This window comes from Streptomyces sp. NPDC059454 (genome assembly GCF_042749965.1).
Classification (GTDB): Bacteria; Actinomycetota; Actinomycetes; order Streptomycetales; family Streptomycetaceae; genus Streptomyces.
On the sequence record NZ_JBHYVC010000064.1, the window covers coordinates 1 to 22,728 of the forward strand.

At 70.7% G+C, this 22,728-nt stretch carries 19 protein-coding genes and 1 pseudogene; 8 read left to right on the plus strand and 12 right to left on the minus strand.

The window, feature by feature from the left end; all coding sequences use genetic code 11:
- Positions 1-129 precede the first annotated feature (129 nt).
- The 5 genes from ACFXAE_RS30120 to ACFXAE_RS30140 all read right to left on the minus strand — a co-directional run bounded on the left by ACFXAE_RS30120 (position 130) and on the right by ACFXAE_RS30140 (position 6,562).
- Positions 130-2,088, minus strand: a complete 1,959-nt coding sequence (locus tag ACFXAE_RS30120; protein WP_384720722.1) for a substrate-binding domain-containing protein — start codon at positions 2,086-2,088, stop codon at positions 130-132.
- Positions 2,078-3,598 (minus strand): sugar ABC transporter ATP-binding protein, encoded by a 1,521-nt coding sequence (locus tag ACFXAE_RS30125; RefSeq protein WP_384720725.1) that lies wholly within the window; start codon positions 3,596-3,598, stop codon positions 2,078-2,080. The genes ACFXAE_RS30120 and ACFXAE_RS30125 overlap by 11 nt, the downstream gene beginning before the upstream one ends.
- On the minus strand, positions 3,595-4,638 hold the full coding sequence (locus ACFXAE_RS30130; protein WP_384720728.1) for a LacI family DNA-binding transcriptional regulator: 1,044 nt from the start codon (positions 4,636-4,638) through the stop codon (positions 3,595-3,597). Before ACFXAE_RS30130 ends, ACFXAE_RS30125 begins: the two co-directional genes overlap by 4 nt.
- Before the next feature lie 289 nt (positions 4,639-4,927).
- Entirely contained in the window at positions 4,928-5,362 is a 435-nt protein-coding gene (locus tag ACFXAE_RS30135) for a hypothetical protein (protein WP_384720731.1), read from the minus strand.
- A gap of 147 nt (positions 5,363-5,509) precedes the next feature.
- Positions 5,510-6,562, minus strand: a complete 1,053-nt coding sequence (locus tag ACFXAE_RS30140; RefSeq protein WP_384720734.1) for an aldo/keto reductase — start codon at positions 6,560-6,562, stop codon at positions 5,510-5,512.
- 105 nt (positions 6,563-6,667) lie between these two features.
- Here ACFXAE_RS30140 and ACFXAE_RS30145 point away from each other — a divergent pair, with 105 nt between their 5' ends.
- On the plus strand, positions 6,668-7,297 hold the full coding sequence (locus tag ACFXAE_RS30145) for a TetR/AcrR family transcriptional regulator (RefSeq protein ID WP_384720737.1): 630 nt from the start codon (positions 6,668-6,670) through the stop codon (positions 7,295-7,297).
- 209 nt (positions 7,298-7,506) lie between these two features.
- Here ACFXAE_RS30145 and ACFXAE_RS30150 read toward each other — a convergent pair whose 3' ends face one another.
- Both ACFXAE_RS30150 and ACFXAE_RS30155 read right to left on the minus strand, forming a co-directional pair.
- On the minus strand, positions 7,507-8,865 hold the full coding sequence (locus ACFXAE_RS30150; RefSeq protein WP_384720740.1) for a hypothetical protein: 1,359 nt from the start codon (positions 8,863-8,865) through the stop codon (positions 7,507-7,509).
- Between the two features lie 59 nt (positions 8,866-8,924).
- Positions 8,925-9,329, minus strand: coding sequence for an ATP-binding protein (locus tag ACFXAE_RS30155; protein WP_384720743.1), 405 nt, complete (start codon positions 9,327-9,329; stop codon positions 8,925-8,927).
- A 217-nt stretch (positions 9,330-9,546) separates the two neighbouring features.
- On the opposite strand from ACFXAE_RS30155, the gene ACFXAE_RS30160 reads away from it, so the two are divergent.
- Together ACFXAE_RS30160 and ACFXAE_RS30165 are read left to right on the plus strand one after the other, a co-directional pair.
- Positions 9,547-10,383 carry a helix-turn-helix domain-containing protein gene (locus ACFXAE_RS30160; RefSeq protein WP_384720746.1) on the plus strand — a complete coding sequence of 279 codons (837 nt, stop codon included), beginning with the start codon at positions 9,547-9,549 and terminating at the stop codon, positions 10,381-10,383.
- Positions 10,384-10,389: 6 nt separating this feature from the next.
- Positions 10,390-10,587 carry a DUF397 domain-containing protein gene (locus ACFXAE_RS30165; protein WP_384720749.1) on the plus strand — a complete coding sequence of 66 codons (198 nt, stop codon included), beginning with the start codon at positions 10,390-10,392 and terminating at the stop codon, positions 10,585-10,587.
- Here ACFXAE_RS30165 and ACFXAE_RS30170 read toward each other — a convergent pair.
- Positions 10,532-11,095 (minus strand): hypothetical protein, encoded by a 564-nt coding sequence (locus tag ACFXAE_RS30170; RefSeq protein ID WP_384720752.1) that lies wholly within the window; start codon positions 11,093-11,095, stop codon positions 10,532-10,534. The two genes, ACFXAE_RS30165 and ACFXAE_RS30170, sit on opposite strands and share 56 nt — an antisense overlap.
- A 91-nt stretch (positions 11,096-11,186) precedes the next feature.
- On the opposite strand from ACFXAE_RS30170, the gene ACFXAE_RS30175 reads away from it, so the two are divergent.
- Both ACFXAE_RS30175 and ACFXAE_RS30180 read left to right on the plus strand, forming a co-directional pair.
- The gene (locus ACFXAE_RS30175) at positions 11,187-13,478 is read left to right on the plus strand and encodes an ATP-dependent RecD-like DNA helicase (RefSeq protein ID WP_384720755.1); all 2,292 of its coding nucleotides are present in this window, start codon (positions 11,187-11,189) and stop codon (positions 13,476-13,478) included.
- 219 nt (positions 13,479-13,697) lie between these two features.
- Positions 13,698-14,987 carry a citrate synthase gene (locus ACFXAE_RS30180; RefSeq protein WP_383345163.1) on the plus strand — a complete coding sequence of 430 codons (1,290 nt, stop codon included), beginning with the start codon at positions 13,698-13,700 and terminating at the stop codon, positions 14,985-14,987.
- 608 nt (positions 14,988-15,595) lie between these two features.
- On the opposite strand, the gene ACFXAE_RS30185 is transcribed toward ACFXAE_RS30180, so the two are convergent.
- From ACFXAE_RS30185 to ACFXAE_RS30200, 4 genes are all read right to left on the minus strand, one after another.
- Complete coding sequence (locus ACFXAE_RS30185; protein WP_384720758.1) at positions 15,596-17,854, minus strand: heavy metal translocating P-type ATPase; 2,259 nt, start codon at positions 17,852-17,854, stop codon at positions 15,596-15,598.
- 128 nt (positions 17,855-17,982) lie between these two features.
- Entirely contained in the window at positions 17,983-18,222 is a 240-nt protein-coding gene (locus ACFXAE_RS30190; RefSeq protein WP_384720761.1) for a heavy-metal-associated domain-containing protein, read from the minus strand.
- 229 nt (positions 18,223-18,451) lie between these two features.
- A complete protein-coding gene (locus ACFXAE_RS30195) occupies positions 18,452-18,652 on the minus strand; it encodes a helix-turn-helix transcriptional regulator (protein WP_384720764.1) in 201 nt (66 codons plus the stop codon).
- 244 nt (positions 18,653-18,896) lie between these two features.
- A complete protein-coding gene (locus ACFXAE_RS30200) occupies positions 18,897-19,430 on the minus strand; it encodes a hypothetical protein (protein WP_384720766.1) in 534 nt (177 codons plus the stop codon).
- A 157-nt stretch (positions 19,431-19,587) separates the two neighbouring features.
- Here ACFXAE_RS30200 and ACFXAE_RS30205 point away from each other — a divergent pair.
- The 3 genes and pseudogenes from ACFXAE_RS30205 to ACFXAE_RS30215 form a co-directional block, all read left to right on the plus strand.
- Positions 19,588-19,842 (plus strand): annotated as a pseudogene (locus ACFXAE_RS30205) (PfkB family carbohydrate kinase); the annotation flags it as partial.
- A 370-nt stretch (positions 19,843-20,212) separates the two neighbouring features.
- Positions 20,213-21,715, plus strand: a complete 1,503-nt coding sequence (gene mmsA, locus ACFXAE_RS30210) for a CoA-acylating methylmalonate-semialdehyde dehydrogenase (RefSeq protein WP_384720769.1) — start codon at positions 20,213-20,215, stop codon at positions 21,713-21,715.
- 376 nt (positions 21,716-22,091) lie between these two features.
- The gene (locus ACFXAE_RS30215) at positions 22,092-22,430 is read left to right on the plus strand and encodes a hypothetical protein (RefSeq protein WP_384720772.1); all 339 of its coding nucleotides are present in this window, start codon (positions 22,092-22,094) and stop codon (positions 22,428-22,430) included.
- The last annotated feature ends 298 nt before the right edge of the window (positions 22,431-22,728 follow it).

A 22,728-nucleotide genomic window follows, 5' to 3' on the forward strand; every position in this document is an offset into this window, starting at 1 on the left:
TGGGCGGAGTGGCCCTCTCCCCCCACCTGTTGGTGTTTGCCTTACTAGAATCCCCCCCCCTTCGGTGTGGGGGGGGGGGGGGTAGACGTGCCCCCCCGCCCCGATGCCTCTGTGCCCTCGCGTCCGGTGTCAGCCCTCGAAGCCGGCCACGTTCTCCTTGGTGACCACCTTCACCGGCACCTTCACCGTCTTCTCCACCTTCTTGTCCTCGGCGGCCCGCAGCGCGTTCCGTACCGCGATCCTGCCGAGTTCCGACGGCTGCTGCGCGACGGACGCGTACAACGTGCCGGCCTCGACCGCCTTCAGCCCGTCCGGCGTGCCGTCGAACCCGACGACCTGGACCGACTTCCCGGCCTTCGAGCCGAGCGCCTTGATCGCGCCGAGCGCCATCTCGTCGTTCTCCGCGAAGACACCGTCGATGTCCGGGTGCGCCTGGAGCAGGTTCGTCATCACGTCCAGGCCCTTGGTGCGGTCGAAGTCCGCGGGCTGCTTGGCGACGACCTCGATGCCCGGGTACTCCTTCAGCCCGGCCGCGAAGCCCGCGCCGCGCTCCCGGCTGGCGGAGGTGCCGGCCTGGCCCTGGAGGATGACGATCGTGCCCTTGCCGCCGAGCTTCTCGGCGAGCGCCTTCGCGCCCAGCGCGCCGCCCTCGACGTTGTCGGAGGCGACCAGCGCGGCCGTCTCCCCCTTGTTGACGCCGCGGTCCACGGCGACGACCGGGATGCCGGCCTTGTTGGCGCCGCGCACCGCGGGACCGGCCGCGTCGGAGTCCACCGGGTTGACGACGACCGCGGAGAGCGAGCCGCTGGTGAAGTTCTGCAGCTGGTTGGCCTGCTGGGAGGCGTCGTTCTGCGCGTCCGTGACCGTCAGGTCGACGCCCAGCTTCTTCGCCTCCTCCTCGGCGCCGTTGCGGATCTGCACGAAGAACGGGTTGTTGAGCGTCGACAGCGACAGGCCGATCTTCTGCGTCCTGCCGGCCGAGGACCCGTTGTGCAGCAGCGAGGTCGCGCCGACGACCGCGACGGCGACGACGGCGGCGATGACGTACGTCAGTGCCTGCTTGCCCCTGTTCCCGTTCCCGGACGCCCCGGCCGCCGGGGTGGTCGCGCCCGCCTTGCGGCGCAGCGTGTCGAACAGCACCGCCAGCGCGATGACGACACCGATGACGACCTGCTGCCAGAACGCGGACACGGACAGCAGGTTGAGCCCGTTGCGCAGCACCGCCAGGATCAGCGCGCCGATCAGCGTGCCCGACGCCTTGCCGGTGCCGCCCGCGAGGGAGGCACCGCCGATGACGACCGCGGCGATCGCGTCCAGCTCGTAGCCCTGCGCGGCCTGCGGCTGCGCGGAGGACAGCCGGGAGGCGAGCACGATGCCCGCGGCGGCGGCGAACAGGCCGGAGAACGCGTAGATGGCGAGCTTCTGCCGCTTCACGCGAAGGCCCGAAAGCCGCGCGGCCTCCTCGTTGCCGCCGATGGCGTACATGGAACGGCCGATGTACGTCCGGCCGAGCACGAACGCGGTGATCAGCCCCATCACGATCATCACGAGCACCGGCACGGGCAGCCACCCGCCGAGCGTGTCACCGAGGTGCGAGACCGAGTCCGGGAAGGCGATCGGCGAACCCTGCGAGATGACGAGCGACAGACCGCGCCCCACCGACAGCATGGCCAGCGTCGCGATGAACGGCGGCAGCTTCCCGTACGAGATGAGGAAACCGTTCACCAGACCGCAGGCGATACCCGTCGCGATGGCGAGGAGGACCGCGAGGACGACCGGTATCCCGGCCTCGGTCGCGCTCCACGCCAGCACGGTGGCGGACAGCGCGGCGACCGAACCGACCGACAGGTCGATGCCCGCCGAGACGATCACGAAGGTGACGCCGAAGGCGAGGATCGCGGTCACGGCGGCCTGGACGCCGACGTTGAGGAGGTTGTCGGCGGTCAGGAAGTCCCCGGACAGCGCCGACATGGCGATCACGAGGACGATCAGCGCGGTCAGCGCGCCGTTGTCGAGCAGCAGGCGGCGCAGGCCGGCCGTGGCGCCGCCCTGCGCGCCCGGCTTGCCCTTGAGCGTGTCAGTGGCCACGGGAGGCCTCCGTTCCGTTGGTGTGAGTACTGACGGCGAGAGCCATCACGGCGTCCTGCGTGGCCTCGTCGGCGGGGAGTTCACCCGCGACGCGCCCCTGCGCCATGACCACGACCCGGTCGCTCATGCCGAGCACCTCGGGCAGATCGCTGGAGATCATGAGCACGGCGGCGCCGGCGGCCGTCAGTTCGTTGATGAGCTGGTAGATCTCGACCTTGGCGCCGACGTCGATGCCGCGCGTCGGCTCGTCGAGGATGAGCACCTTGATGTCGGCCAGCAGCCACTTGCCGATGACGACCTTCTGCTGGTTGCCGCCGGAGAGCGTCCGCACATGCTGTCCGAGCCCGGCCATCCGCACCCCGAGCTGCCCGGCGATCCGCTCGGCCGACTCGTGCTGCCCCTTGAGGTCGACGAGCCCCGCGCGGGAGGAGGACCGGAGCGTGACCAGGCCGAGGTTCTCCTCGACGGAGGCGTCGAGCACCAGCCCCTGCCCCTTGCGGTCCTCGGGCACCAGCCCGATACCGGCCGCCATGGCGGCGTTCACGTCGTGGCGCCGCAGCGGCGCGCCCGCGACGTGCACGGCTCCGGCGTCGTACGGATCGGCGCCGAACACCGCCCGGACGACCTCAGTCCGCCCGGCCCCGACGAGCCCCGCGATGCCGACGACCTCACCGGCCCGCACCTCGAAACCCACGTCGTGGAAGACACCGTCCCGGGTGAGCCCCTCCACCTTGAGCAGCGCGTCACCGGCCTCGGCACGCTCGCGCGGGTACTGCTGCTCGATCGACCGCCCGACCATGAGCCGTACCAGCTCGTCCTCGGGCGTGGCGGCGGGCACCTGCCCGACGCTGCGGCCGTCCCGGATGACGGTGACCCGATCCCCCAGGGCGGCGATCTCCTCCAGGTGATGGGTGATGAACACGATCCCGACACCGTCCTCGCGCAGCCGCCGCACGATCGCGAACAGCTTCTCGACCTCCTCGGAGGTCAGCACGGCGGTCGGCTCGTCCATGATGAGCACACGCGCGTCCAGGCTGAGCGCCTTGGCGATCTCGACCATCTGCAGCCGCGCGATACCGAGTTCGCGCACGCGGGCACGGGGAGAGACGTTGATGCCGACGCGCTCGAGCAGCACCTCGGCGTCCGCGTCCATCTTCTTCCGGTCGATCATCCCGAACCGGCGCGGCTGCCGCCCGAGGAAGATGTTCTCGGCGACCGTCAGATCGGGGACCAGGTTGAACTCCTGGTAGATGGTGGCGATCCCGAGCCGCTCGGAGTCCTGCGCACCGTGGATGCGCACCTCCTCGCCGCCGACCGTGATCCGGCCGGTGTCGGGCGTGTAGGCGCCGGAGAGCATCTTGATGAGGGTGCTCTTGCCCGCGCCGTTCTCACCGAGGAGAACGTGCACCTCGCCCCGGCGCAGGTCGAAGTCGACGCTGTCGAGGGCGACCACGCCCGGGAAGGTCTTGCGGATGCCCTCGATGCGCAGCAACTCGTCCGGGTTGCTCACGACGTACTCCTTTGTACGGGGGACTGTTGTACGGGGGACTGTGGGGGCGTCGGCTCACCGCACGAGCGGCGTACGACGAGCCGGGCGGGCAGGGTCACGGACTCACCGGGTCTGCCCTCGATCCGGTCGACCAGCGCGCGCACGGCGGCCCGTCCCAGCGCGCCGGTCGGCTGGGCTATGGCGGTGACCGGCGGATCGGTGTGCACGAACCAGCGGACGTCGTCGAACGCGGCCAGCGCGATGTCGTCGGGCACGCGGAGCCCTCGCGCGCGTACGGCGTCCAGCGCGCCGAGCGCCATCAGGTTGTCGGCGGCGAACACGACCTCGGGCGGCTCGGCCAGATCGAGGAAGCCCTCGGTGACCCGGCGCCCGCTGTCGGCCTGGAAGTCGCCCTGGCCTATGTAGGCGTCGGGGAGGGCGAGCCCGTACGCGCCGAGCGCCTCCCGGAAGGCGTCCACGCGCTCGCGGCCGGTGGTGGTGGCGGCCGGCCCGGCGATGATCGCCAGCCGCCGGTGCCCGAGGGCGTACAGATGCGCCACGAGGTCCCGCACGGCGTCGCGCCCGTCCGACCTGACGACGGGCACGTCCACGCCGGGGATCCACCGGTCGACGAACACCATCGGCGTCCCCGCGCGGGCGGCGTCCAGCATGCGGGGCGACCCGCCGTCGGTGGGGGAGACGAGCAGTCCGTCGATACGCCGGTCCAGCAGCGTCGTCACGTGGTGGTCCTGGAGATCGGGCCGCTCGTCGGCGTTGCCGATGATCACGCTGTACCCGAGCGCGCGGGCCTCCTCCTCGACGGAGCGGGCCAGCTCGGTGAAGTACGGGTTCATCACGTCGCTGATCACCAGCCCGAGGGTGCGGGTCTGATCGGTGCGCAGCGACCGGGCGACGGCGTTCGGACGGTAGCCCAGCGCCTCGACGGCGGCCGTCACGCGTCGGCGGGCGTCCTCGCTGACCGACGGATGCTGGTTCAGCACCCGCGACACCGTGGCAACGGAGAGCCCCGCCTCGGCAGCGACATCCTTGATGCTCGCCATCACCGCTCCACCTCCTCGTGGAATCGATTACACGGGGGATTGGAATCGATTACACGGGATGGACGCAAGGGGGTGAGGGTGGCCGAAATCGAATCGTGACCGGGGTGGGCGAGTGCGGCGGGGTTCGCGGCGCGTCCACGTCTCGACCGCATCACCCGACGGGACAGGATCTCCCAGGGGCCCACACCCCCTCACCTCATGGGAAAGGGTGAGCATCCGGCGAACGAATGCAACTTGCGCACTCAAATGAGCGGAGCGTGAACACCGCAGGCCGAGATGCTCTCGCTTTTCAGGAGGGAGTGAGCAGGCTCCAGGCGGCTGCGCGGAGTTCCTCGTCCTCGTGGTCCTCGGAGAAGGGGGTGGCGCTGAGCAGGCGGCGCGGGGAAAAGGCGCAGGCCCGAAGGGTCGGGCGCAGCTCCTCGGGGGTCCGGCCGATGACGGCGAGGGCCTTGAGGGCGTGAAGGCCGACCGGACTGGGACCGACCAGCTCGGCGAGGACGGGGACAGCGCCGTCCGGGGAGCCGGTGATCCAGTAGTGCGCCTCGGCGGCGGTCGCCCGCGTCCACTCGTATCGCGCTGTCAGCATCGGTTCGACGAGGGAGAGCAGGGGTGCGGCGGCACTGCCGAGGGGCTGGAGGCGGCCCAGGTGCCAGTGTGTCGGGCCCTGTGCCGCCGAGAGCAGCTCCTCGAAGGTGCGAAGTGCCGGGGCGGTGTCACCGGTCAACCGGTAGTGGGCGACGGCCGCCGCGGCTCGCAGTGAGGCGTCGCCGCTCCGCCCGGCCTCCCGCGGGACGGAAGAGATCTCCCCGGTCAGGGTGGTGTCCAGGCCGGGCTGCCGGGCGGGAGCGCCGAGCGGTTCCAGCGCTGGTCCTCACGCGGCGGACGGAGGTGCGACAACGGGCGGGTTGAGGCGGGCGAAGCCTTCCTGGCGCTGGTAGGGGAAGTGCGGGTAGGGCGCCGTCCGGCCGCTCGCCGCGTCGAGTTTCGCCGTCTGGTCGGGCGTGAGCGTCCAGCCGACGGCGCCGAGGTTCTGGCGGAGCTGCTCCTCGTCGCGGGCGCCGATGATGACGGAGGAGACGGTCGGTCGCCGCAGCAGCCAGTTGATGGCGATCTGCGGGATGCTCCTGCCGGTCTCCTGCGCGATCTCGTCGAGGGCGTCGACCACGCGGTAGAGGAGTTCGTCCTCGACCGGCGGGCCGTAGTCCGCGGTGCGGTGCAGTCGGCTGTTGGCCGGGAGCGGCCGGCCGCGGCGGACCTTGCCGGTGAGCCGTCCCCAGCCGAGCGGGCTCCAGACGAGGGCTCCGAGGCCCTGATCGAGCCCGAGGGGCATCAGCTCCCACTCGTAGTCGCGGCCGATGAGTGAGTAGTAGACCTGATGCGCGACATAGCGCGGCCGGCCGTACCTCTCCGCGCTCGCGAGGGACTTCATCGCCTGCCAGCCGGAGAAGTTGGAGATGCCGGGGTAGCGGACCTTCCCCGCCCGTACGAGATCGTCGAGCGCGGACAGGACCTCCTCGACCGGCGTTCCGGCGTCATAGGCGTGCAGCTGGAACAGGTCGATGTAGTCGGTGCCGAGCCGGCGCAGGGCGTCCTCGCACGCGGTGATCAGGCGTGAACGAGAGGTGCCCGCGTCGCCGGGGCCGTCGCCCATCGGCAGGCCGGTCTTGGTGGACACGATCACCTGGTCCCTGCGGCCCTTGATCGCTTCGCCGAGCACCTCCTCGGAGGCCCCGCCGGAATAGACGTCGGCGGTGTCGAACATCGTGATCCCGGCATCGAGGCAGATGTCCACGAGACGTCGCGCTTCTCGCGCGTCCGTATTGCCCCAGGCGCCGAACAGCGGCCCCTGGCCGCCGAAGGTGCCGGCGCCGAAGCTCAGTGCGGGGACCTTGAGGCCGGATGCGCCCAGCCGCCTGTACTCCATGGCTGTTCCTCTCTCGTCACACGACCTGGCTAACGGGTCTGGAGTTCCGTTAGTGTGGACCTCAAGGTAGCAGGTGTGAGCGATTAATGGAACTGGAGTCCCGTTATGGGGTTTGAGGGTACGGATCCGGGGACCGTCCGTCCTGGTGGGCGCACGGCGCGGGTGCGGGCGTCGGTGCTGCGGGCGGCCGGGGACGCCTTGGCGGAGCACGGCTTCGCCCACCTGGACCTCGCCGACATCGCGCGCCGCGCCGAGGTGGGCAAGACCACCGTCTACCGCCGCTGGGGAACGGTGACCGGCCTGGTGGCCGATCTGCTGCTGGACATGGCCGAGCAGTCACTGCCGCGCACCGAGACCGGCTCGCTGCCCGGTGACCTCAAGGCCAACGCCCGGCTCGTGCAACGCACCTTGGCCGACCCGCGGCAAGGAGCACTGTTCAAGGCGGTGATCGCCGCCGCCACCTGCGAGGCGAAGACGGCCGAGGCCCTGCACCGCTTCTACGACATCCGCGTCAGGGAGTGGGCGCCCTGCGTCCAACAGGCCGTCGACCGGGGCGAGGTCCCCGAGGGCACCGACGTCCACGAGGTGATCCGCGCCGTCTCCGCCCCCCTCTACTACCGCCTGCTGACCACCGGCGCCCCCCTCGACGAAGCAGCCGCGGACCAGGCCGCCGAGGCCGCGGCGGCCGCAGCGCGCGCGGGAGCGTATGTGCGGGGCGGCGACGGCCGTGAGTGAGCCCTCACGCTTGACGCGGCGCTGGAGACGGGCTCCGTGGCGAGCAGTTCCACCCCGCCCACGACGAGAGCACCGACGCCGTCGGCAGGAGCCCGTCCGCCGGACCACTCACCAGGCCCGCGCCCACGTCGTGACGCGCAGGCCGCTCGGGGCGGTCTCCCGGACCGGGACCCGTGACATGCTCGCCGCGTTCCGACGGGCCGGGTCCGTCACTCGGCGGCCGAGCGTTCCTTGTCGTACTGCCAGTCCCACAGCTTGCACCACCGGTGGTCGTCGGTGTCGCCGATGTCGCGGTCTCTGATCAGTCGGTACGCCTCGGCGGTGCGTGGGTCGTCGCGCAGGGCGAGGCCGTAGGCGGCTTCCAGGCAGGTGAGCGGATCGTCCTCGTCGAGCAGCGCGAACAGGGCGTCGGCGACCACGGGCGAGTGGTCCGGGCACGAAGCCAGGAGCGCCGCTGCCTCCCCTCGTAGTCCGGCGTCCGGGCCGTCGGCCAGCGCGAGCAACGTCTGGACGGCAGGGGTGAGCAAGGCGTCGTCGCGGACGGCCGTCTTGCCGGCGAGAAGCCGCACCCTGGCGTCCGGGTCCCGAGTGAGGGCGAGCAGCGCGGCCCTGGCAGGGGGTGTCAGAGACGTGCCCTCGGAGGTCCAGAAGAGCCCGGGCACCTGTCGGCGGACCCGGGCGCCGGGGTGACCGGCATGACGGAGTCCGGCATCCTCCAGGCCGGGATGCTCGTACTCGGCGAAGGCTTCCAGCACCTTCACGAGCATCTCGACGTCCGTCTCCTCCGCCGCCCAGGAGGCCAGGAAGCCACCCTCCTGCTCCGCGTACGGGGAGTTGTACACGAGCACTCCCCGGGTCCGCAGGTACTCCGCCACGAAACGGCGGTGTGCCCGGTCGGGGTGGTGGCGGTGGGCCACCACGGCCTCCCAGGTCTCGAGACTCGGGCGATCGAGGAGGACCAGGAGCACCTGCCACCAGTTGGCGTGTTGCCCGTCCGGCTGGTCGAGTGCCCGGGTGATCAGTTCGTCCACGGGGGTCGGGATGCCGAAGGCCCTCTCCAGGGCGGTCAGGATGCCACCGTGTCCGGTTCGCGCGACGAGGCCGCCGAGCGATACCTGGCCGATCCACTCGATGTCGTCGGGTGCGTCCGGCAGGCGGACCGTGCGTGCCGGCCCCGACGCGCCCGTACGGCGCCGCAATTCCTCGACCGTACCCGTCTCGTACCAGCTCCGGGCCAGGGCGAGCAGCCGCTCCCGGGTTTCCTCGGGCAGCCGCAGCCGGGGCTCGTTGCCGAGTACGGCGGTGAAGACGGCCGGGGAGCCGCCGTCGACGGCTCGCCACAGTGGTGTGGTCCCGTCAGGCAACGCCCGGTCAGGATCGGCCCCGCCCTCGACCAGTACATCGGCGACGACAGAACCGAACGCCGCGACGGCCGTGCACAGCACCGGCAGCGCGTCGTCGCCCAGCGCGTTCGGGTCGGCACCCTCGTCCAACGACGCCCGCACCGCTTCGCCGTCCCCGGCCTGAACCGCCGCCACGAGCCGCCGGTCGACTTCACTCCTGCTCATGAGTGCCGAGCATCCGCGGGAAGCCGCGCACGGGCAAGCCATTTGCTTGCGGCCGCCTGTCAGGCCGCCGACAGCTCGCACCACACGTACTTGCCCTGGCTGCCCTGTCTGGCCAGCGGCTGCCACCCCCACACGTCGGCGCAGGCCCGCACCAGCGCCAGCCCCCGCCCGCCCTCCGCCTCACCTTCGAACGGCCTCGGCGGCTCCGGAGGTTGAGGGTCCGCGTCCCACGCCCCGATCCGCAACGTCCCCGGCGGCGACCAGTGCACGCGCAGGCCGGCGGGGCCCTTGGTGTGCCGCACGGCGTTGGACACCAGCTCGGTGGCGAGGAGTTCGGCGACGTCGACGAGGCGGATCAGTCCGTGCATGGTCAGGATCAGGCGGAGGGTACGGCGGCTGACGGTGACGGCGCGGAGGTCGTGGGGGATGTACAGGGAGTACTCCCACGGTTCGTTTTCGGGCATGCGGAACTCCGTTTCGGGCGTGGGGAGGTGGAAGCGGCCCCGGCGTCATTGCCGCAGCCGTCAAGACAGGACGGAACGGTGCGCTTCCGGTGAACCGGTGTCGCACGGTGTGCGTCGCGTCACTGACGGTAGATCTAAATTTAGGGACGCGGCAAGTCGATCGCGTAATCTGACGCCGAACGAGTTGCATCAACGGACGTGTGAAAAGGGCCAGTCGATGGTGAAAAGGCGCAAACCGACGGCACGTCAGGTACGACTGGCGACTGAACTGCGCAGGCTCCGTGAAGCAGCGGGACTCAACTCCGGCGAAGCAGCCGCGCTGTTGGGGGTGGCCCCCGCGCAGATCACCCACATTGAGTCCGCGCTCGCGGGCGTGAGCGAGCAGCGAGTTCGCCGCCTCGCCTCCCATTACGCGTGTACCGATGAGGAGTTCATCGATGCCCTCGTCGCGATGGCCGTCGAACGGACGAACGGTTGGTGGGAGGAGTACCGGGGCTCTCTGCCCACGTCGTTCCTGGACCTGTCCGAGCTGGAGCATCACGCCCGGTTCCTTCGCCACGTGGCGATCCTCTATGTACCGGGACTGCTCCAGACGGAGGACTACTCACGTGCCGTCTTCTCCGCCCGGTTGCCGGAACTAACTTCCGAGGAACTGGAGTTGCGCATCCAGCATCGCAAGGCGCGCCAGAGGTTCGCCATTCCTTACGAAGCGGTGATCCACGAAGCGGCGCTCCGCATCAGAGTCAGCGACCGTGCCACCTCCAGAGCTCAACTCGCACGGCTTCTGGAGCTCTCCGAGGCGGAACACATCACCGTGCGCGTCATCCCCTTCGACCTGGACGGTTTCGCCGACGCCTCCAGCACGATGACGTACGTGGGCGGCCCCCTGCCCAAACTCGACACCGTGGTCCGTGACGCGCTGCACGGCTCGGCCTTCATCGATTCCGAGGCTCAGCTCAACACCTATCGAACAACTCTTCTTAAGGTGGAGGCCGCGTCACTCGATCCCGGACAGTCGCGGGATTTCATCCACAGCTTGGTGAAGGAGTTCTGAGACCCCATGCACAACTGGCGTAAGTCGTCCCACTCGGGCCCGGGCGACGGCAACGAATGCGTAGAGATAGCCACGTCGCCCACCCACGTGGCCGTCCGCGACAGCAAGGCCCCCGCCCGGGCCACACTCGCCTTCCCTCTCGCGGCCTTCACTCACTTCCTCCAGGTGTTGAAGGAGCCGGGGGGAACGCCGCATCCTCGCTGAGCCAGCACACCTCCTCGGGGCTCCCGTCGCCCCGGTCGAACTGGCAGCACGCGGCGCCGACGGCGGTGGCGAGGTCGGTGAACGTCTTCCTGATGCTCGCCGACCGCTCGAACAGGCGGCTCATGCCCGACGTCGCCGCCCAGAACTCCAGGGCCGTGTACCCGGGGTCCAGGAAGGACTTGAACCGGACCGTCAGGTAGACGTACCCGATCCGAACTCTTCCGTTCTCCTCGGGCGGCAGACCGGACGATTTTCCGTACGCGCGCACCGCGTCATCGATGCCGAACATGAGGGACGTGTCCAGGTCGAGCATCTCGCTCGTGGAGCAGTCGACCGGCTCGCTGCCGAAGCCGGACGTGAACGGGAGGACGATCTGCTCGCCGCCGGGCAGCGTGACGTCGAGCGGCGGCACGTCACGGGCAGGGGGCGCCAGCTCGGCCACGGCGGCCAGCGCCCTCGCGACGTTCCGGGGACGCAGGTAGATGTCGTAGCCGTAGGTCAGCCCCATGGTTCCCCTCCGCAGGCCGGGTCGCACCGCACGTGCGCTTGATCCTGCCGGACCGTGCACCGCTGTCACACCCCACCGGTACCGTCGGATCATGTCCAACCAGCCCCCCGCGGCCCCCGGTGAACGCCGGCTCGCCACCCTCGAAGGCGTCCTGGAGCGGATCACCTACGCCAACGAGGAGAACGGCTACACGGTCGCCCGTGTCGACACCGGCAGGGGCGCCGGTGATCTGCTCACCGTCGTCGGCGCGCTGCTCGGTGCGCAGGTCGGGGAGTCCCTGCGGATGGAGGGGCGCTGGGGGTCGCACCCGCAGTACGGGAAGCAGTTCCACGTCGAGAACTACACGACCCTCCTGCCCGCCACGGTGCAGGGCATCCGCCGCTACCTCGGCTCCGGCCTGGTCAAGGGCATCGGGCCGGTCTTCGCCGACCGCATCACGCAGCACTTCGGGCTGGACACGCTCCAGATCATCGAGGAGGAGCCGAAACGCCTCATCGAGGTCCCCGGGCTCGGACCCAAGCGGACCAAGAAGATCGCCGACGCCTGGGAGGAGCAGAAGGCGATCAAGGAGGTCATGCTCTTCCTCCAGACCGTCGAGGTCTCCACCTCCATCGCCGTACGGATCTACAAGAAGTACGGCGACGCCTCGATCTCCGTCGTGAAGAACCAGCCGTACCGCCTCGCCTCCGACGTCTGGGGCATCGGCTTCCTCACCGCCGACAAGATCGCCCAGTCCGTCGGCATCCCGCACGACAGCCCCGACCGCGTGAAGGCCGGTCTGCAGTACGCCCTCTCGCAGGCCACCGACCAGGGCCACTGCTACCTCCCCGAGGAGAAGCTGATCGCCGACGCGGTGAAGCTGCTCCAGGTGGACACCGGCCTCGTCATCGAGTGCCTCGCCGAACTCGCCGCCGAGCCGGCGGAGGACGGCGAGGACCCCGGCGTCGTACGCGAGAAGGTGCCCGACCCGCAGGGCGGCGATCCCGTCACCGCCGTCTACCTCGTGCCCTTCCACCGGGCCGAGAACGCCCTCTCCGCCCAGCTCCAGCGCCTGCTCCGTACCGACGAGGACCGGATGCCCGCCTTCCGGGACGTGACCTGGGACAAGGCGCTCGGCTGGCTGAAGGGGCGTACGGGCACGGACCTCGCCCCCGAGCAGGAGGCGGCCGTCCGCCTCGCGCTCACCGAGAAGGTCGCCGTCCTCACCGGCGGCCCCGGCTGCGGCAAGTCCTTCACGGTCCGTTCGATCGTGGAGCTGGCCCGTGCCAAGAAGGCCAAGGTCGTTCTCGCCGCCCCGACCGGACGCGCCGCCAAGCGCCTCGCCGAACTGACCGGCGCCGAGGCCTCCACCGTCCACCGCCTGCTGGAGCTCAAGCCCGGCGGCGACGCCGCCTACGACCGGGACCGGCCGCTGGACGCCGACCTGGTGGTGGTCGACGAGGCGTCCATGCTGGACCTGCTCCTCGCGAACAAGCTGGTCAAGGCGGTGCCCCCGGGCGCCCACCTGCTCTTCGTCGGCGACGTGGACCAGTTGCCCAGCGTCGGCGCCGGCGAGGTGCTCCGGGACCTCCTCGCCGATGGCAGCCCCGTGCCCGCCGTCCGGCTCACCCGGGTCTTCCGCCAGGCCCAGCAGTCCGGTGTGGTGACCAACGCCCACCGGATCAACGCCGGGCAGCACCCCGTCACCGACGGCATGAAGGACTTCTTCCTCTTCGTCGAGGACGACACCGAGGAGGCCGGCCGGCTCACCGTGGACGTCGCGGCCCGCCGCATCCCGGCGAAGTTCGGCCTCGACCCCCGCCGGGACGTGCAGGTCCTCGCCCCCATGCACCGGGGCCCGGCCGGCGCGGGCACGCTCAACGGGCTGCTCCAGCAGGCCATCACCCCCGGCCGCCCCGACCTCGCCGAGAAGCGGTTCGGCGGCCGGGTCTTCCGCGTCGGCGACAAGGTCACCCAGATCCGCAACAATTACGAGAAGGGGGAGAACGGCGTCTTCAACGGCACCGTGGGCGTGGTCACCGCCCTCGACCCGGTCGACCAGCGCCTGACGGTGCTGACCGACGAGGACGAGGAGGTGCCGTACGAGTTCGACGAGCTGGACGAGCTGGCGCACGCCTACGCCGTGACCATCCACCGTTCCCAGGGCAGCGAGTACCCGGCGGTCGTCATCCCGGTGACCACGGGCGCCTGGATGATGCTCCAGCGCAACCTGCTGTACACGGCGGTCACCCGGGCCAAGCGGCTGGTCGTCCTCGTCGGCTCCCGCAAGGCGATCGGGCAGGCGGTGCGCACGGTCTCGGCGGGCCGCCGGTGCACGGCGCTGGACTTCCGCCTCACCGGTTCCCGCCTCTCGACCCTCTCGACCCCCGCGTCGCCCCGGTGAGCGCTCCGTCATCAAAAAATGATCGATCAAATGAGTCACGAAGGTCACAGAGCCCTTCCGGATGGGGAACGCAGGGGGCAGGATGGGCAAGTTGGCGGCACTCAGTGCCGCCGATAGGCCCGATGGTCGACCCCGAGTGCACTCTCCTGCGCCGAGTGGGGGATGGTGGAGACAGTCAGGGCACCTCGAAGATGAGGCACTAGGTCGGTGAGGGAAGACGTGAGCGACAACTCTGTAGTACTGCGGTACGACGGCAGCGAGTACACCTACCCGGTGATCGACAGCACCGTCGGCGACAAGGGCTTCGACATCGGGAAGCTCCGCGCGCAGACCGGTCTGGTGACACTGGACAGCGGCTACGGCAACACCGCCGCCTATAAATCCGGGGTGACCTACCTGGACGGCGAGGCCGGCATCCTCCGGTACCGCGGCTACCCGATCGAGCAGCTGGCCGAGCGCTCCACCTTCCTGGAGGTCGCCTACCTGCTGATCAACGGCGAGCTGCCGACCGTCGACGAGCTCTCCGCGTTCAAGGGCGAGATCACGCAGCACACCCTGCTGCACGAGGACGTCAAGAACTTCTACAAGGGCTTCCCGCGCGACGCCCACCCGATGGCCATGCTGTCGTCGGTCGTCTCCGCGCTGTCGACGTTCTACCAGGACAGCCACAACCCGTTCGACGAGCAGCAGCGCAACCTCTCCACCATCCGGCTGCTCGCCAAGCTCCCGACGATCGCCGCCTACGCGTACAAGAAGTCGGTCGGCCACCCGTTCGTCTACCCGCGCAACGACCTCGGCTACGTCGAGAACTTCCTGCGCATGACGTTCTCGGTGCCGGCGCAGGACTACGAGCTCGACCCGGTCGTCGTGGCCGCCCTGGACAAGCTGCTCATCCTGCACGCGGACCACGAGCAGAACTGCTCGACCTCCACCGTGCGCCTGGTCGGCTCCTCGCAGGCGAACATGTTCGCCTCCATCTCCGCCGGCATCTCGGCCCTGTGGGGTCCGCTGCACGGTGGCGCCAACCAGTCGGTGCTGGAGATGCTCGAGGGCATCCGGGCCGACGGCGGCGACGTCGACTCCTTCATCCGCAAGGTGAAGAACAAGGAGGACGGCGTCCGCCTGATGGGCTTCGGCCACCGGGTCTACAAGAACTTCGACCCGCGCGCCAAGATCATCAAGGCCGCCGCGCACGATGTGCTGTCCGCCCTCGGCAAGTCCGACGAGCTGCTGGACATCGCGCTGAAGCTGGAGGAGCACGCGCTCTCCGACGACTACTTCGTCTCGCGCAGCCTCTACCCGAACGTCGACTTCTACACCGGCCTGATCTACCGGGCCATGGGCTTCCCGACCGAGATGTTCACGGTCCTGTTCGCCCTCGGCCGCCTTCCGGGCTGGATCGCCCAGTGGCACGAGATGATCAAGGAGCCGGGTTCCCGCATCGGCCGCCCGCGCCAGATCTACACGGGCGTGGTGGAGCGGGACTTCGTCCCCGTCGAGGAGCGCTGAGGCTCCCGCCGAGCCGCATCACCGGGCCCCGTGCACGCAGGTCGTGTGCGGGGCCTTCTGGCGTGGACGGAAACGTCTTCTGGCGTGGACGGAAACGGAAAAGGCGCCCCGGCCGACGGTCCCCCCACGGGCCGACGTACCAGGGCGCCTTCCCATGTCCCGGTGCGGATTCCCCCCACGGGATCCGGCCGGGCGTCTGTGAGGACAGCGCCTGAATCGCTGTGTGAGCACGGGCGGACCTGAACCCGCCGCACTCGTCGGTGTGTGCGGTCTGCCGGGACAGCGCACGTGTCGGGAGGGCCGCTCAAAGCTCCCCGCTGGGTACGTGCCCCGGCAACGCAATCTCCGGAGAAAGTCCCCCAAGACATTCCCCAGATGTCAGACGGCGCCCCCCAAGACGCTGCCTGACATCGCCAACTTAGACCTTCGAACCCCTTCGATGGTTACGTTCAGATCACTGTGATCTGCGTCTCTTGCATATCCCTCGAAGGTGCGCAAGAGCCCGCAAACCGCTCACGGGGCCCAAGCGTAAGGAAGATGCGCGAGCCGTGTGAAGAGCTTATGTGAGGGTCGTACCGGGCGACAGGGGTACACCCCAACTTGAGACCTCAATGAAACGCCCGCAGGCGCAGGCTGTTCGTCACCACGAAGACCGAGGAGAACGCCATCGCCGCACCGGCGATCATAGGGTTCAGCAGCCCGGCCGCGGCCAGCGGCAGCGCGGCCACGTTGTAGCCGAAGGCCCACACCAGATTGCCCTTGATCGTGCCGAGTGTCCTGCGGGACAGCCGTATCGCGTCCGCCGCCACCCGCAGGTCACCGCGGACCAGGGTCAGGTCGCCCGCCTCGATCGCCGCGTCCGTGCCGGTGCCCAGGGCGAGACCCAGATCAGCGACAGCCAGCGCGGCCGCGTCGTTGACGCCGTCGCCGACCATGGCGACGCTGCGCCCCTCGCCCTGCAGCCGTCGTACGACGTCGGCCTTGTCCTCGGGCAGCACCTCGGCGATCACCTCGTCGATGCCCACGCTCCGCGCCACCGCCTCGGCGACGGCCCGGTTGTCACCGGTCAGCAGCACCGGCGTGAGCCCCAGGGCGCGCAGCTCGCGCACCGCCTCGGCGCTGGTCTCCTTCACGGCGTCGGCGACCGCGAGGACACCGCGCGCCACCCCGTCCCAGCCGGCCACGACGGCCGTACGCCCGTCCCGTTCGGCCTCGTCCTTCGCCCGGGCGAGATCCGGCGGCAGCTCCCCGAAGAGTTCGGCGAGGCGCCCCACGGCCACCTCGTGGCCCTCCACGCGCCCGCGTACGCCCCGGCCGGGGACGTTCTCGAAGCGCTCGGCCGCCGGCAGCGCACCGGCGCGTTCCTCGGCGCCCGCGGCGATCGCCCGCGCGACGGGGTGCTCGGAGGCGTGCTCCAGGGCGCCCGCGAGCCGCAGCAGCCGCCGCTCGTCGGTGCCCTCGGCGACGTGGACCTCCTGGAGGGTCATCCGTCCGGTGGTGACGGTGCCGGTCTTGTCCAGGACGACGGTGTCGACGCGGCGGGTGGACTCCAGGACCTCGGGGCCCTTGATGAGGATGCCGAGCTGGGCACCCCGCCCGGTGCCGACCATCAGCGCGGTCGGCGTGGCGAGCCCGAGGGCGCACGGGCAGGCGATGATCAGTACGGCGACGGCCGCGGTGAACGCGGCCACGGTGTCGCCCGTGGCGCCGAGCCACACCCCGAAGGTGCCGACCGCGATCAGCAGCACCACGGGGACGAAGATCCCGGAGATCCGGTCGGCGAGGCGCTGCACCTGCGCCTTGCCGTTCTGCGCCTCCTCGACCAGCCGCGCCATCCGCGCGAGCTGTGTGTCGGCGCCGATCCGGGTCGCCTCGACGACGAGCCGTCCGCCCGCGTTGACCGTGGCACCGGTGACGGTGTCGCCGGCGGTGACGTCCACCGGGACGGACTCGCCGGTCAGCATGGAGGCGTCCACGGCGGAGGAGCCCTCGAGGACCGTGCCGTCGGTGGCGATCTTCTCCCCGGGGCGTACGACGAACCGGTCGCCGACGGCCAGCCGCTCCGCCGGGATCCGCACCTCGCGTCCCCCGCGCAGTACGGCGACGTCCTTGGCGCCCAGTTCCATCAGCGCCCGCAGGGCCGCTCCCGCGCGGCGCTTGGAGCGGGCCTCCAGGTAGCGGCCGAGCAGGATGAAGACGGTGACGCCGGCGGCGACCTCCAGGTAGATCGTGGAGGCGCCGTCGGTGCGGGCGACGGTGAGTTCGAAGGGATGCCGCATGCCGGGCATGCCCGCGTCGCCGAGGAACAGCGCCCACAGGGACCAGCCGAACGCGGCGAGCGTGCCGACGGAGACCAGCGTGTCCATGGTGGCCGCGCCGTGCCGGAGGTTGGTCCAGGCCGCCCGGTGGAAGGGGGCGGCGCCCCAGACCACGACGGGCGCGGCGAGGGTGAGCGAGAGCCACTGCCAGTTGTCGAACTGCAGGGGCGGGACCATCGCCAGCAGGACGACGGGGAGGGCGAGGAGCGCGGAGCCGGTGAGGCGCCGGCGCAGGGCGGCCGGTTCGGGGTCGGCCTCCGCGGCGGGCGTCCCGTCGCTCTCGTCGCGCGGGGGCGCGGGTTCCTCGGCGGTGTAGCCGGTCCGCACCACCGTGGTGATCAGGTCGGCGACATCGGTGCCCGGCGGGTAGCTGATCCGGGCCTTCTCCGTCGCGTAGTTCACCGTGGCGGTGACGCCGTCCATGCGGTTGAGCTTCTTCTCGACGCGGGCCGCGCAGGAGGCGCAGGTCATCCCGCCGATGAGCAGCTCGACCTCCGAGCGGGCCGGCTGTTCGGCGGCCGGTGCCTCGGCGGCGGTGGTGCTGGTCATGTCCGTACTCCAGGAACATCCGTGGCTCCGGGGACGCCCGGGGCTCCGGGGGCGGTGGCGTGCCGGGCCGCGGGGAACGGGTGGCCGCTGCGGCCCGGTTCACGCCGTGCGGAAGCGGGAACTCCCGTTCAGGCCGTGCCGGCCAGCTCGAAGCCGGCCTCGTCGACGGCGGCGCGGACGGCCTCCTCGTCGAGCGGGGCGGCGGAGACGACGGTCACCTCGCCGGAGGAGGCGACCGCCTGCACCGAGCTGACGCCGGCGAGCCGGGAGATCTCGCCGGAGACGGCGCCCTCGCAGTGCCCGCAGCTCATCCCGCTCACCTTGTAGACGGCGGTGACGGAACCCTGGGTGTCGGTCTGGGAGGTCATCTCTTGCTCCTCGTCGAGGCGTATGGGGTCGGTGTGGCCGTGGCCACGACTTCAGGTTATACCCCTAGGGGGTATGAATCCAAGTGCGACGACCGGAACGGCGCAAGGCGGACCGGGACACCATCGTCCTGGACGCCGCCCCGCCCGCCCTCGCGGCCATGGGTGGGGCGGGGCGGGGCCGGCGTGACGGTGGTCGAGCCCTGGAGCCGAGCGCGGGGTGCCGGGAGGTTCAGCCGTTGTCACGGCCCCGGTTGCCCGGCCGGGAGGCGACCCACGCCCGGACGGTGTCGGCGTACCAGTAGGGCTTGCCCGCCTCCACCCGGTCGGGCGGGGGCAGCAGGCCGTGTTTGCGATAGGAGCGGACGGTGTCCGGCTGCACCTTGATGTGGGCCGCGATGTCCTTGTAGGACCACAGCGATCGGTCGGTCATGGTGGCACCTCCCCGTGCGCACCGCGGCGACGGCCGGGGGCGGCCGTCAGGGGGAGCCGGGTGCGCGCTGGTGATCAGGCATGCGTTGTGCCCGGTGAACGAGGCCCGTCGGCGGCGGGGCAGGGGTTGTGCGCCGGATGTGACGGAAGGCCCGCGCACGTGTGACACCCGTGACGGTACGGGAGTGTTTGTGACAGGGATGCCGCACAGGCGCGCGCCGGTCCGTCGGCGGGGCACGTTGACATCACGCGGCGCCGGACTCCCGTACCAGTGCCCGCAACTCGTCCGCGGACTCCGGGGCCAGCCGGTAGATGCCGTGCACGCTCGCCGCGCTGCGCAGTTCGCCGTCCACGACGTGCTTGATCTGCCGCTCGCCCCGCCGTGACCGGTAGGTGAGCCGGGCCAGCAGGTCGGGCGGTACCGGACGGTCGAAGGTGAGCGGGCTGCCGGGCGGTCCGACGACGACCTCGCTGACGCAGCCCGCCTTCAGCGGTTTCCAGTGGACGAGCCGGAGGTAGTCCTCCATGGCCAGTTCCTCACCCGCCGTGTCGTAGTCCAGGACGCGTCCCACCTCCATCGCCCCGAGCACCCACAACCGCTTGCGGAAGACCCGGACCGGATGGATCACGTCCCCCGGGCACACCCCGGCGCGTACGAAGCTCGGCAGCGACTGGTGCGGTCCGCCGAACATCACGGTCAGGCGCTCACCCGCACAGCCCTCGCGGGCAAGGTATTTGCACAGGTCATTGGTCCACAGAGCGGTGTACGCGTTCGGCATGGCACCGCACGGTAGCCGCGGGTGCTGACACCGAGGTCCGGGAGGGCGCCGTCACGTTCTCGTCCGAATGTCCGGACAAAACATTGACAGGGCTTCGTACCCGGGGCTAGAAACCGGGGAGGACCACACAGGAGTGGAGCCGTACGAAGGGGACGCGATGGCGTACGACGTGATCACCATGGGGCGGACCGGGGTGGACCTCTATCCGCTCCGGACGGGCGTACCGCTGCCGCGGGTCACGTCCTCCGGCAGGTTCCTCGGCGGCTCGGCGACCCATGTCGCGGTCGCCGCCGCCCGCCTCGGCCGCCGTACCGTGGTGATCACCCGTACCGGCGACGACCCCTTCGGCACCTGCCTCCACGAGGCGCTGCACGACTTCGGCGTCGACGACCGCTGGGTCACGCCCGTCCCCGACGAGTTCGACGCGGCACTCGCCGCGGGAGCCGTCACATGACCGACCCGTACGTCCCCCGGGGCGCCACCACCGGCACCCCGGCACCGATCGCCTCCGGCGCGGGAGGCCGCTTCGCTTTGGCAGGAGCGAAGTGCGAGCGACGACTCCCCGCCCGCCGCGGCCCCGCGCCGGAGGTTCCGCCGAAGTGTCATGTGTCCACTCGGAGACCCGAACGGCCGACACTGTGTCGGGCCCGTCCGGCCGCCCGGCCCTGGTGGGATGGACCCGTGGCCGAGACCGCGGCGCGTCCGCCCGCGGCCGGAGCGCACGAGCTGTACGAACGGCACGTCTCCACCCGTCGCCGCCATCTGTGAAGGAGTTCCCGGTCATGACGAAGATCGTCAACCACTGGATCGGCGGCAAGACCGCCGAAGGCGCCTCGGGTACGTACGGCCCGGTGACGGACCCGGCGACCGGCGAGGTCACCACGAAGGTCGCGTTCGCGTCCGTCGAGGAGGTCGACGCCGCCGTCGCCGCCGCCAAGGAGGCGTACCTGAGCTGGGGCCAGTCCTCCCTGGCCACCCGCACCTCGATCCTCTTCAGGTTCCGCGCGCTGCTCGACGCCCACCGCGACGAGATCGCCGAGCTGATCACCGCCGAGCACGGCAAGGTGCACTCCGACGCGCTCGGCGAGGTGGCACGCGGCCTGGAGATCGTCGACCTGGCCTGCGGGATCAGCGTGCAGCTGAAGGGCGAGCTGTCCACGCAGGTCGCCAGCCGCGTCGACGTGTCGTCCATCCGCCAGCCGCTGGGCGTCGTCGCCGGCATCACGCCGTTCAACTTCCCGGCGATGGTGCCGATGTGGATGTTCCCGCTCGCCATCGCCTGCGGCAACACCTTCGTGCTGAAGCCGTCCGAGAAGGACCCGTCGGCCTCGGTCCGCCTCGCCGAACTCCTGTCGGAGGCCGGTCTCCCCGACGGTGTGTTCAACGTCGTGCACGGCGACAAGGTGGCCGTCGACCGCCTCCTCGCCCACCCCGACGTCAAGGCGGTCTCCTTCGTCGGCTCCACCCCGATCGCCCGCTACATCCACACCACCGCCTCGGCGCACGGCAAGCGCGTCCAGGCCCTCGGCGGCGCCAAGAACCACATGCTGGTCCTGCCCGACGCCGACCTCGACGCGGCGGCCGACGCGGCCGTCTCCGCGGCCTACGGCTCGGCGGGCGAGCGCTGCATGGCGATCTCCGCGGTCGTCGCCGTCGGCGCGATCGGCGACACGCTGGTGGAGAAGATCCGCGAGCGCGCCGAGAAGATCAAGATCGGCCCCGGCAGCGACCCCACCTCCGAGATGGGCCCGCTGATCACCAAGGTCCACCGCGACAAGGTCGCCTCCTACGTGGCCGGCGCGGCGGACGAGGGCGCCGAGGTCGTCCTGGACGGCACCGGCCACACCGTCGACGGCCACGAGAACGGCCACTGGATCGGCATCTCCCTCCTCGACAAGGTGCCGACCACGGCGAAGGCCTACCAGGACGAGATCTTCGGCCCGGTCCTGTGCGTCCTGCGCACGGAGACCTACGAGGAGGCCCTGGACCTCATCAACTCCTCCCCGTTCGGCAACGGCACCGCGATCTTCACCCGGGACGGCGGCGCCGCCCGCCGCTTCCAGCTGGAGGTCGAGGCCGGCATGGTCGGCGTGAACGTCCCGATCCCGGTCCCCGTCGGCTACCACTCCTTCGGCGGCTGGAAGGACTCCCTCTTCGGCGACCACCACATCTACGGCAACGACGGCACGCACTTCTACACCCGCGGCAAGGTCGTCACCACCCGCTGGCCCGACCCGGCGGACGCCCCCACTGGCGTCGACCTGGGCTTCCCGCGCAACCACTGAGCCCGCGCGAACCGTCACCCCGCCCGGCCGGGACCGTGCCCATCACCACGGTCCCGACCGACCGCTCGCAACCGCTCCGGGGGCACGGCCCCGTCCTCCGCTTCCCCGCCACCGCCTGGACGGCCTTCCTCGACACCGTCAAGGGCTAGAGATCACGGACTGTTTGAGCCACGCAGTGTGACCTGCTGCGGCCGGGGGCGGCCGTGGTGAACACGGTGTCCACCGTCACTTTGCGCGGGCATGGCCACGGTGCTCGGCTGAGCGGCGAGCGCCTGGTCGACGAACTCCCGTACGAGTGCCAAGGTGTCGGGCACTGTGACGTCCTTCGTCCACGTCGTGCGGTGCCGAGAGCCGTCGCGGGCCGCTGAAGGAGTTCGTGACCAACGGCGACCTCCGCGGTCTGCGCGCGTACCTGATGGTGGTGGGCGCGTGCAGCAAGGTGGCCGCCGACGGATGGACCACCGGGCACGACAGCATGGTGTGGGCGCGACTGTTCGACACGCACCTCGACGTCACCGCGCAGTCGGCGCGTACGGCCGCATGGCGTACGCTCCGGCGGCTTGAGGACCGCGGTCTCCTGGTGTGCGACCGGCGGCGGGGGTGGCATTGTCCGGGCCCCGGACACGGGGATGCCGTGGGCGAATCCGTCGGACGGCCGCCAGGCACCCGCCTCGCAACACGATTGGAGCGTTTCTCTCAGCGAAACACCGCGTAGACGGCGTCATGCTGGGAGAACCGCTCCCATCACCAAACGGCGACGAGATTCGCCAACAGCATCACCCCTGGGGCGGGGCCCGGCACACGTGGACGGCCTGCCCAACGCCCCGCTTCCCCGCTCGATTACGCCGCCGGGTCACCGGAGGGTTCGGCGCTGCGTCGGCGGACGACGTCCGGTAGCTGATCGAACCTTCGGCCGGAGCGCGTGTGCCGTGCGGGTTCGAGCGCCCCGGGCAAAACCGCGGCCCCCCACCCCCCCCCCGGCGGGCCCCCCTGGGGGTACCGGTGGGAACAAC

Bases quoted from the DNA above. Each gene is read 5' to 3' on its own strand.
- ACFXAE_RS30130 (WP_384720728.1), bottom strand. From the start codon at position 4,638: ATGGCGAGCATCAAGGATGTCGCTGCCGAGGCGGGGCTCTCCGTTGCC.
- ACFXAE_RS30195 (WP_384720764.1), bottom strand. From the start codon at position 18,652: ATGACCGACCGATCGCTGTGGTCCTACAAGGACATCGCGGCCCACATC.
- ACFXAE_RS30200 (WP_384720766.1), bottom strand. From the start codon at position 19,430: ATGCCGAACGCGTACACCGCTCTGTGGACCAATGACCTGTGCAAATAC.
- ACFXAE_RS30190 (WP_384720761.1), bottom strand. From the start codon at position 18,222: ATGACCTCCCAGACCGACACCCAGGGTTCCGTCACCGCCGTCTACAAG.
- ACFXAE_RS30165 (WP_384720749.1), top strand. From the start codon at position 10,390: ATGCACAACTGGCGTAAGTCGTCCCACTCGGGCCCGGGCGACGGCAAC.
- ACFXAE_RS30140 (WP_384720734.1), bottom strand. From the start codon at position 6,562: ATGGAGTACAGGCGGCTGGGCGCATCCGGCCTCAAGGTCCCCGCACTG.
- ACFXAE_RS30170 (WP_384720752.1), bottom strand. From the start codon at position 11,095: ATGGGGCTGACCTACGGCTACGACATCTACCTGCGTCCCCGGAACGTC.
- ACFXAE_RS30175 (WP_384720755.1), top strand. From the start codon at position 11,187: ATGTCCAACCAGCCCCCCGCGGCCCCCGGTGAACGCCGGCTCGCCACC.
- ACFXAE_RS30185 (WP_384720758.1), bottom strand. From the start codon at position 17,854: ATGACCAGCACCACCGCCGCCGAGGCACCGGCCGCCGAACAGCCGGCC.
- ACFXAE_RS30155 (WP_384720743.1), bottom strand. From the start codon at position 9,329: ATGCCCGAAAACGAACCGTGGGAGTACTCCCTGTACATCCCCCACGAC.
- mmsA (WP_384720769.1), top strand. From the start codon at position 20,213: ATGACGAAGATCGTCAACCACTGGATCGGCGGCAAGACCGCCGAAGGC.
- ACFXAE_RS30150 (WP_384720740.1), bottom strand. From the start codon at position 8,865: ATGAGCAGGAGTGAAGTCGACCGGCGGCTCGTGGCGGCGGTTCAGGCC.
- ACFXAE_RS30160 (WP_384720746.1), top strand. From the start codon at position 9,547: ATGGTGAAAAGGCGCAAACCGACGGCACGTCAGGTACGACTGGCGACT.
- ACFXAE_RS30145 (WP_384720737.1), top strand. From the start codon at position 6,668: ATGGGGTTTGAGGGTACGGATCCGGGGACCGTCCGTCCTGGTGGGCGC.